At 63.5% G+C, this 8,819-nt stretch carries 8 protein-coding genes; 5 read left to right on the top strand and 3 right to left on the bottom strand.

Going from position 1 to position 8,819, the window contains the following annotated elements:
- Window positions 1-7 precede the first annotated feature (7 nt).
- The 3 genes from HU738_RS17160 to aguA form a co-directional block, all read right to left on the bottom strand.
- Entirely contained in the window at window positions 8-1,297 is a 1,290-nt protein-coding gene (locus HU738_RS17160; protein ID WP_176509109.1) for an OprD family porin, read from the bottom strand.
- 195 nt (window positions 1,298-1,492) lie between these two features.
- On the bottom strand, window positions 1,493-1,696 hold the full coding sequence (locus HU738_RS17165; protein WP_186602802.1) for a hypothetical protein: 204 nt from the start codon (window positions 1,694-1,696) through the stop codon (window positions 1,493-1,495).
- A gap of 400 nt (window positions 1,697-2,096) precedes the next feature.
- Complete coding sequence (gene aguA / locus HU738_RS17170) at window positions 2,097-3,203, bottom strand: agmatine deiminase (RefSeq protein WP_054885894.1); 1,107 nt, start codon at window positions 3,201-3,203, stop codon at window positions 2,097-2,099.
- A gap of 443 nt (window positions 3,204-3,646) precedes the next feature.
- Between aguA and rfbC the strand changes: the two genes are divergently transcribed.
- From rfbC to HU738_RS17195, 5 genes are read left to right on the top strand one after another with little or no spacing between them, the layout of a single operon-like run.
- Window positions 3,647-4,189 carry a dTDP-4-dehydrorhamnose 3,5-epimerase gene (gene rfbC, locus HU738_RS17175; RefSeq protein ID WP_176509110.1) on the top strand — a complete coding sequence of 181 codons (543 nt, stop codon included), beginning with the start codon at window positions 3,647-3,649 and terminating at the stop codon, window positions 4,187-4,189.
- A complete protein-coding gene (gene rfbD, locus HU738_RS17180; protein ID WP_176509111.1) occupies window positions 4,186-5,046 on the top strand; it encodes a dTDP-4-dehydrorhamnose reductase in 861 nt (286 codons plus the stop codon). Before rfbC ends, rfbD begins: the two co-directional genes overlap by 4 nt.
- 38 nt (window positions 5,047-5,084) lie before the next feature.
- The gene (locus tag HU738_RS17185; RefSeq protein WP_186602800.1) at window positions 5,085-6,899 is read left to right on the top strand and encodes a sensor histidine kinase; all 1,815 of its coding nucleotides are present in this window, start codon (window positions 5,085-5,087) and stop codon (window positions 6,897-6,899) included.
- On the top strand, window positions 6,896-8,305 hold the full coding sequence (locus HU738_RS17190; protein ID WP_186602798.1) for a sigma-54-dependent transcriptional regulator: 1,410 nt from the start codon (window positions 6,896-6,898) through the stop codon (window positions 8,303-8,305). The genes HU738_RS17185 and HU738_RS17190 overlap by 4 nt, the downstream gene beginning before the upstream one ends.
- The gene (locus HU738_RS17195; RefSeq protein ID WP_217871476.1) at window positions 8,302-8,757 is read left to right on the top strand and encodes a YiiD C-terminal domain-containing protein; all 456 of its coding nucleotides are present in this window, start codon (window positions 8,302-8,304) and stop codon (window positions 8,755-8,757) included. Before HU738_RS17190 ends, HU738_RS17195 begins: the two co-directional genes overlap by 4 nt.
- Window positions 8,758-8,819: the final 62 nt, after the last annotated feature.

The following is an 8,819-nucleotide window of genomic DNA, read 5'->3' on the forward strand; positions in this document are numbered from 1 at the left end:
GTCAGGATCAGAAGATGCTGATCGGGTACTCGACGAATACGCGGACTTCGTTGCCGTCGTCGAAGTAGCCGTTCTGTTGTACCGCGTTGTTGGTACGCACCCAGGAACCGCGCAGCTTGACCGACAGGTCCTTGGCCGGGCCGTCCTGAACGACGTAGCGCAGCTGGTTGAAGATTTCGCGCTCTTTACCTTCGCCAAAGCCGTGGGTATTGATGTTGTCACCCGCCACGTAGGCGATCTTGTAGGTCAGGCCCGGCACGCCGAAGGCGCCGAAGTCCAGGCCGTAGGCGAGCTGCCAGGAGCGCTCGTCTTCGGCGTTGAAGTCGGACCAGTAGGAGTTGGCCAGGTAGATGGTCGAACCACCGTCACCCACGCCGCCGCGGTCCTGGTACCAGCCGTAGTTGTAGCCAGTGCTGCCGGTGCTGCGCTGGTGCGCCAGGGTCACCGAGTGCGGGCCAAAGGCGTAGGTGGCCGCCAGGCTCCAGATGGTGTTTTCGTCACCGGTCAGCTCGGCTTTCTGGACGTACTTGCTGTTGATGTCCGACTTGTAGCCGTTGAAGTCCAGGGTCAGGGACTGGTCAACCGCGATCGGGAAGACGTAGTTCATGCCCAGGTAGTGCTTCTTCATCACGTCTTCGATGTTCGACGTGTAGGCGGAAGCGGTGAAGTTCTTGGTGAACTTGTAGCTGCCACCGAACACATCGATCGACTTCAGGTGGCCGCTGTCGCGCCCTTCGGCGCTCTTGCGAGCTTCCTCGGTGAAGTGACCGGCGTTCAGCTCCAGGCCTTCGATCTCCTTGGAGGTGATGAAGGTACCGGTGTAGCTCTCGGGCAGCAGGCGGCTGTCGTCGTATTGCAGCACCGGCAGCTCAGGCATCATGTCACCGTACTTGAGCACGGTGTTGGAGACGCGGAACTTGATGGCAGCGCCACCACGGGCCAGATTGTGCGGCGAATTGGTCGGCGCGGTGTCGCTGGGCTTGAAGAAGTCGACGCCGGCCGCGCCATTACGGCCCTTGCCGCCATCCAGGCGCAGTGCGTACAGGCCGAAGGCGTCAACGCCCACGCCCACGGTGCCCTGGGTGAAACCGGAGGAGAACTTGCCGATGAAGGCCTGGCCCCATTCGCTCTGGTCGTTCTTGCCGTGCTTCTTGTCACGGTTGATATAAGCGTTGCGCAGCAGAATGTTGGCGTGGCTGTCCTCGAGGAAGCCCTTGCTGTCGGCCTGATCGTTGGCCTGGGCCTGGGTCGCGGCGATCATCGCCAGGGCGACCAGGCTGATCCTGGTTTTCAACATGTTGTTTTCCTTATTTCTAAATCAAAAACGCTTTGCACTATTACGCCAGGAACCAACGCCCCTTCGTAGGTTCGACGCTATGCGGATCCGAACTGAAAGGCCCGCCGACCATCGTGTGGCGGGGCTTTCGCAGCAGCATGGCCATGGGTGGCCAGCAAGCGTTGGCCGAATCCTAGCCGTGGGCGATTACAAATGTCAAAAAGTCGTGAATTGCAGGTTGTTATAACCAAAATCGAGCGCTTGCCTGGTGCATTTCCATGCATGTTCAGCAAGACGAAAGGTAATTTCGCCTTTGTATGATTTGCCGGATTGTCCGATCGGAAAGTCCGAGCCATGGGTAACCCACCTTTGCGAGCCCACAAACGAAAACGCCACCGCAAATGCGGTGGCGTTATTCATGGGTCGGGCTCCTGCCCTGGTCAGTGCCAGACCCCCAGCAGCGCTTCCAGCTCAGCGTCGCTTATCAGCCCTTGAGGGTAGCGGCCGTCAAGCAGACGTCGTGGGTCGGTCGTCCTGACCCGTTTGCCTCCATGGTGTTTCAACCACTGCGCCACAACCCTGAGCGATTGGTGATTGACTGCCGATGGGCGCAAAGCCGTCTCACTTGCTGCGTTCATGTCCACACGTACTCCCTGGCCCGTGAGCGGCTAATTTACGTCTTGATTGTTACAGAACGGTGTGCCCGGTCTGCCTGGGTAACCCCCTGAAAAACAATACAAAACGTATGCCACCCGACCCTCCGCATATCGGCTGGGCAAAAAAAACCCGTCATCAGACGGGCTTTTTCGTTGGCAGTCGATCAGCGCTTGAGCGGTGCCGGCTGTTGCTGGGTCAGGCAATGGATGTTGCCACCGCCGAGCAGCAGCTCGCGGCCTGGGATCATCACCACTTCATGGTCCGGGAAGACCTTGGCAAGAATCGCTCTGGCCTGAGCATCTGCGGGATCGTTGAAGCTCGGTGCAATGATGCCGCCGTTGACGATCAGGAAGTTCACGTACGAACCCGCCAGGCGCACCGACGGATCACGCTCCTGGCTACCGGCCACCTGGTCGACACCGGCGCATTCTTCCTCCGTGGCGAACAGCGGGCCAGGGATCGGCATCTTGTGCACCACAAACTCGCGGCCCTTGGCGTCACGGGTGTTTTTCAGCACCTCGTAGGCGGCGTGGCAACGGGCGTAGTTGGGGTCGTTGGAATCATCGGTCCAGGCCAGTAACACTTCGCCTGGGCTTACGTAACAGCAGAAATTGTCGACGTGGCCGTCGGTTTCGTCGTTGTAAAGGCCATCGGGCAGCCACACGATGGTTTCCACTGCCAAGTGCTCGCGCAGGATCTCTTCGATCTGCTCGCGGTTCAGGTGCGGGTTGCGGTTGCGGTTGAGCAGGCACTCTTCGGTGGTGATCAGGGTGCCTTCGCCATCGACATGGATCGAGCCGCCTTCCAGCACGAAGCCCTCGGTGTGGTAGCGCTGGCAACGCTCCATTTCCAGGACCTTGGCCGCCAGTTCCTCATCGCGGTTCCACGGCGCATAGAGGCCGCCGTCGAAGCCGCCCCAGGCGTTGAAGCCCCAATCCACACCGCGCACTTCACCGTGGTCATTGATCACGAAGGTCGGGCCGGTGTCGCGCACCCAGGCGTCGTCGTTGCTGATTTCCACCACGCGGATGTTCGGCAGGTCGAGCTGACGACGGGCGTTTTCGTACTGCCCGGCGGAAACGGCCACGGTTACCGGCTCGAAGCGGGCAATGGCCTTGGCCAGGGTGACATGGGCCGCCTGGGCTGGCTTACCGCCCAGGCGCCAGTTGTCCGAGCGCTCCGGCCAGACCATCCAGACCTGGCTTTGCGGCGCCCATTCGGCGGGCATGTGGAAGCCGTCGGCGCGGGGGGTGGAGTTGAGGGTTTTCATGGTTGACCTCTGCAAGGCACTGGGCGATGGATGGCAAATGAATGTGGCTTTTCCGACGGTGCAGGATGCTCGCCGTGACTGGCTAATTTATAACCGATACATATCGACTTTAGAAGCCTATAAAGTCATTTTTACCCAATACAATCGCAAATTTTACCGATATAGATCGACAAAAGGCTCGCCAGAGCCCTTGAAGCTTATACCTTCGATATAATCGCTTGGCGCAGGCTGCATCAGGATGCCAAAAGGCCTCAAGATGAAATCTGTTTCATTTTTCTGCTCGGGAAGCCGGGCTTGTGGCCGATAACCCGGTGCAAAGATGAAATCCGCAGGTAGTCTCATGCTGGCTCACCGCCAGCCGATCTAGGCTCAGGTTGCAGGGCGGCGGACCTAGAGCGGACCTTTCAAGGTCGGACCATCAGCACACTGACCGAAGAACCTCCATGAACATCATAGCGACCGAGATACCTGACGTAGTCATCATCGAACCGAAGATCTTCGGCGACAGCCGTGGCTTCTTCTTCGAAAGCTTCAATGCGCGCGAATTCAAGATACAGACCGGGTTCGACGGCCATTTTGTGCAAGACAACCATTCGCGCTCACAGCGCGGCGTGCTGCGGGGCCTGCATTACCAGATCGACAATCCTCAGGGGAAACTGGTGCGCGTGGTGCAGGGCGAGGTGCTGGACGTGGCCGTCGACATCCGCCGCAGTTCACCGACCTTTGGCCGTTGGGTGGCGCGTCGCCTCACCGCCACTGACCACCTGCAGTTCTGGATTCCACCGGGGTTCGCCCATGGCTTCCTGGTGCTGAGCGAAACCGCCGACTTCCTGTACAAGACCACCGACTACTACAATCCCGCCGCCGAGCGCTCGATCCGCTGGGACGACCCTGATCTGGCCATCGACTGGGGCGTGCAGCACCCGACCCTGTCGGCCAAGGACCAGGCGGCCGTGCTTTTGAAAGACGCGGACCTGTTCCCATGAGAATGCTCGTCTGTGGCCACCATGGCCAGGTCGCCCAGGCCCTGCAGGCGCAGTTGCGCGGGCTCGGCGAGGTACACCTGCTTGGCCGCGACCAATTGGACCTGGCCAGACCCGAGTCCCTGCGCGAACCGCTGCGGCGCCTGGCCCCGCAACTGATCATCAACGCCGCCGCCCACACCGCAGTGGACCAGGCCGAAAGCGAACCGGACCTGGCCTTCGCAATCAACGCAGAAGGCCCACGAGTGTTGGCCGAAGAGGCGGTACGCCTGGGTGCGCCGCTGATTCACTACTCCACCGACTATGTCTTCGATGGTGAAAAGGCCCTGCCCTACACCGAGCTCGACCGCCCCAACCCGCTGGGCGTCTATGGCCGCAGCAAACTGGCCGGGGAGCAAGCCATCACCGCTGTGGATGGCGAACACCTGATTTTGCGCACCAGTTGGGTCTATTCGCTGTACGGGCGCAATTTCCTGCTGACCATGCAACGCCTGCTGCAGGAAAAACCGCAACTGCGCGTGGTCGACGACCAGGTCGGCGCCCCCACCTGGGCCACGACCATCGCCGTCGCCACCCGGCAACTGATCGCCCGTTGGCAAGCCGGGCAGCGCGGCGCATGGGGCACCTATCACCTGACCGCACAAGGCGAGACCTCCTGGTTCGGCTTCGCCCAGGCTATCGGCGAACAGCTCAAGGCTCGCGGCCTGCCCTGCGCCGAGCTGGTGCCGATCGCTTCCAGCGAATACCCGACCCCAGCGCGTCGCCCGGCCAACTCTCGCCTGGACTGCTCGCGCCTGGCCGGTGAGTGGGATGTACACCTGCCGCACTGGCAGCAGGCACTGATCGACTGCCTCAAGTAGCGCATAATTGCGCCAGACCCTTCTGGCGCATTGACCCGATGATTGCAAAACCCACGCCCCCACGCCGACCCCGCTGGCGCAGCCTGGCCCTGCTGGCCCTGTGCCTGGCGCCCCTGTTGTGGCCACTGCACCATCTGGCCGAGCGCTACTACCAGGATGAGCTGGCCTCACAGAACCGCCAGACCCTCGACCTGTACGTCGCCAACCTGCTCGGCACCCTGCACCGCTACGAAACCCTGCCGCAGATCCTTGGCGACCTCCCGGCGCTGCGCGGCGTGCTGGCCGACCCGTTCCGCCTCGAAGCCGTGACCAATGCCAACCGCCTGCTCAAGGACATCGTCCACCAGACCGGCGCCGAAGTGATGTACCTGATGGACGTCAGTGGCAATACCCTCGCCGCCTCCAACTGGGACAAGTCGGACAGCTTCGTCGGCCGTAACTTCTCTTTCCGCCCGTACTTCATCGAAGCCATGGCCGGCCACTTGGGGCGCTTTTTCGGCCAAGGCACCACCTCGGCCAAACGCGGCTACTTCTTCGCTGCCGCTGTGCGCGACCGCGAGCGCATCGTGGGTGTGCTGGTGGTCAAGGTCGACCTGGACCACACCGAAACCCTCTGGGGCCGCACCCCCGAACAGCTGCTGCTGACCGACCACAACGGCGTGGTGATCCTCACCTCACGCCCCGAATGGCGTTTTCGCGCCACCCGTGAGCTGACCGACGCCGAGCGCCAGGCGATCATCGCGATCCAGCCCTACCCGACCCAGGCCCCGCAGCCGCTGGTGCTCAACCATGACGCCTGGCTCACCCAGACCCGCGACATCAAGGAAACCGGCTGGCAGGTGAGCATCCTCGCCCCGCGCCAGCTGGTTGATCGCTCGGTGCAGACGGTGATGGCGATTGGCGCTGGCGCTCTGCTGGTACTGATGCTGTTTACCGGCCTGGTGATGCAGCGGCGGCGCCACTACATCGACCGTATCGACTTTGAAGCCCGCGGCCGCCAGGAGCTGGAGTCACGCGTGGCCGAGCGTACTGCGGCCCTCGAAGGCCTCAATGCCCGGCTGAAAAGCGCGGTGCTGGAGCGCGAAAATGCCCAGCAGGAGCTGGTGCGCGCCCAGGATGAACTGGTCCAGGCCGGCAAGCTGTCGGTACTCGGCACCATGTCGGCGAGCATCAGCCACGAGCTTAACCAACCTCTGGCGGCGATCCGCAGCTACGCCGAAAACGCCGAGATCCTGCTCGACCACCAGCGCACCGAGGACGCCCGCGGCAACCTCAAGCTGATTGGTGAGCTGACCGGGCGCATGGCCTCGATCATCGCCCACCTGCGCGCCTTTGCCCGTCGCGACCGCCACGCCCCGGAAAGCGTGGCGCTGCAACCGGCACTGGATGATGCCCTGGCGCTGCTGGCCAAGCGCCGCCGGGCGATGGCCGTGGAGCTGATCCGCGACCTGCCCGAGGCCACCCTGTGGGTGCAGGCCGGCGAAACCCGCCTGCGCCAGGTGCTCGGCAATCTGCTGGCCAACGCCCTCGATGCCCTGACCGAAAAGGCCAACCCGCGTCGCCTGTGGCTGAGTGCCGAGAAGCACGAGGACTGCGTCTACCTGTACATTCGCGACAACGGCCCAGGCTTCAGCCGCCAGGCCCTGGAGCACGCCAAGGAGCCGTTCTTCACCACCAAGACCCGCACCCAGGGCCTGGGCCTGGGCCTGGCCATCTGCGAAAGCCTGATGCGCACGCTGGGCGGTGAGCTGCTGCTGGCCAATCACCCTGAAGGTGGTGCCCTGCTCACCCTGCAATTGCGCGTGGCCGCCCCCGGCGCGACCTTGCCCACTTCGGAGGACTCCTCGGCATGACGACCGAGCCTAACATCGACAGCCAGGCCCAGGTGATCCTGGTGGATGACGACCCACACCTGCGCCAGGCCCTGAGCCAGACCCTCGACCTGGCCGGGCTCAAGGTTGTCGCCTTGGCTGACGCCCAGGGCCTGGCCGAGCGCATCGAGCCTGATTGGCCAGGCGTGGTGGTCAGCGATATCCGCATGCCAGGCATCGACGGCCTGCAACTGCTGGAGCAGCTGCACGGCGGCGACAGCGATCTACCGGTGTTGCTGATTACCGGCCATGGCGATGTGCCGCTGGCGGTACAGGCCATGCGCGCGGGCGCCTACGACTTTCTGGAAAAACCCTTCGCCAGCGACGCCCTGCTCGACAGCGTGCGCCGCGCCCTGGCCGTGCGCCGCCTGGTGCTGGACAACCGCAGCCTGCGCCTGGCCCTGAGCGACCGCCAGCAACTGGCCACGCGCCTGGTTGGCCATTCACCTTCGATGCAACGCCTGCGTGAACAGATCGGCGCCCTGGCGGGTACCCGTGCCGATGTCCTGATTCTCGGTGAGACCGGTGCCGGCAAAGAGGTGGTCGCCCGCGCCCTGCACGACCTGTCCAGCCGACGCGAAGGTCCGTTCGTGGCCATCAACGCCGGCGCACTGGCCGAGTCGGTGGTCGAAAGCGAGCTGTTCGGCCACGAGCCGGGCGCCTTCACTGGTGCTCAGAAGCGCCGCATCGGCAAGTTCGAGTTCGCCAATGGCGGCACGCTGTTCCTCGACGAAATCGAGAGCATGAGCCTGGACGTGCAGGTAAAGCTGCTGCGCCTGCTGCAGGAGCGAGTGGTCGAGAGGCTCGGTGGCAACCAACTCATCCCGCTGGATATCCGCATCATCGCGGCCACCAAGGAAGACCTGCGCACCTCCGCCGACCAGGGCCGCTTCCGCGCCGACCTCTACTATCGCCTCAACGTGGCGCCACTGCGCATCCCTCCCCTGCGCGAGCGTGGGGACGACATCCTGGTGCTGTTCCAGCACTTCGCCGATGCCGCCAGCCAGCGGCATGGCCTGCCGCCCCACAGCCTGCAACCGGCCCAGCGGGCCATGCTGCTGCGCCATGACTGGCCAGGCAACGTGCGCGAACTGCAGAACGCCGCCGAACGCTTTGCCCTGGGCCTGGAGCTGGCCCTGGACGGCCAGGCACCTGCTGCTGCCCCGACGGCGGCGCCAATCCTGCTGGGCAACCTCAGCGAACAGGTCGAGCAGTTCGAACGCTCGCTGATCGCTGCCGAACTGGCCCAACCCCACAGCTCCATGCGCAGCCTCGCCGAAGCCCTCGGCATTCCGCGCAAGACCCTGCACGACAAGCTACGCAAGCACGGCCTGCATTTCGAAGGCGGTAGCAGCGGCAGCGACGACCACGAGGAAAACCGCTCATGAGTGCCGATAGCCAATACCTGCAGTCCGTGCTGCACGGCGACATTCCCCTGACCCGTGACATGGGCCTGGAAGTCATCGATTGGCAAGCCCAGACCCTGCGCCTGCAGCTGCCACTGGCGGCCAACGTCAACCACAAGAGCACCATGTTTGGCGGCAGCCTGTACTGTGCCGCGGTACTGGCGGGGTGGGGCTGGCTGCACCTTCGGCTGCGTGAACTGGGCATCGATGACGGGCATATCGTCATCCAGGAAGGCCAGATCAGTTACCCGTTACCGGTGACCGGCGCGGCGGTGGCGCGTTGCGCAGCACCGGACGACAAGACCTGGCAGCGGTTCCTGACGATGTACCAGCGCCGGGGCCGGGCGCGGCTGACACTGGCGACCACGGTCAGCAACGCCGGCAGTGATGAGCCCGCCGTCACCTTCAGCGGGCAGTACGTCCTGCACCGCTGAAAAGGCTGGCGCGATCCCTGTGGGAGCGGCCTTGCGTCGCGAAAGGGGCGCGCAGCGGCCCC

It is taken from the genome of Pseudomonas vlassakiae (genome assembly GCF_014269035.2).
Classification (GTDB): domain Bacteria; phylum Pseudomonadota; class Gammaproteobacteria; order Pseudomonadales; family Pseudomonadaceae; genus Aquipseudomonas; species Aquipseudomonas vlassakiae.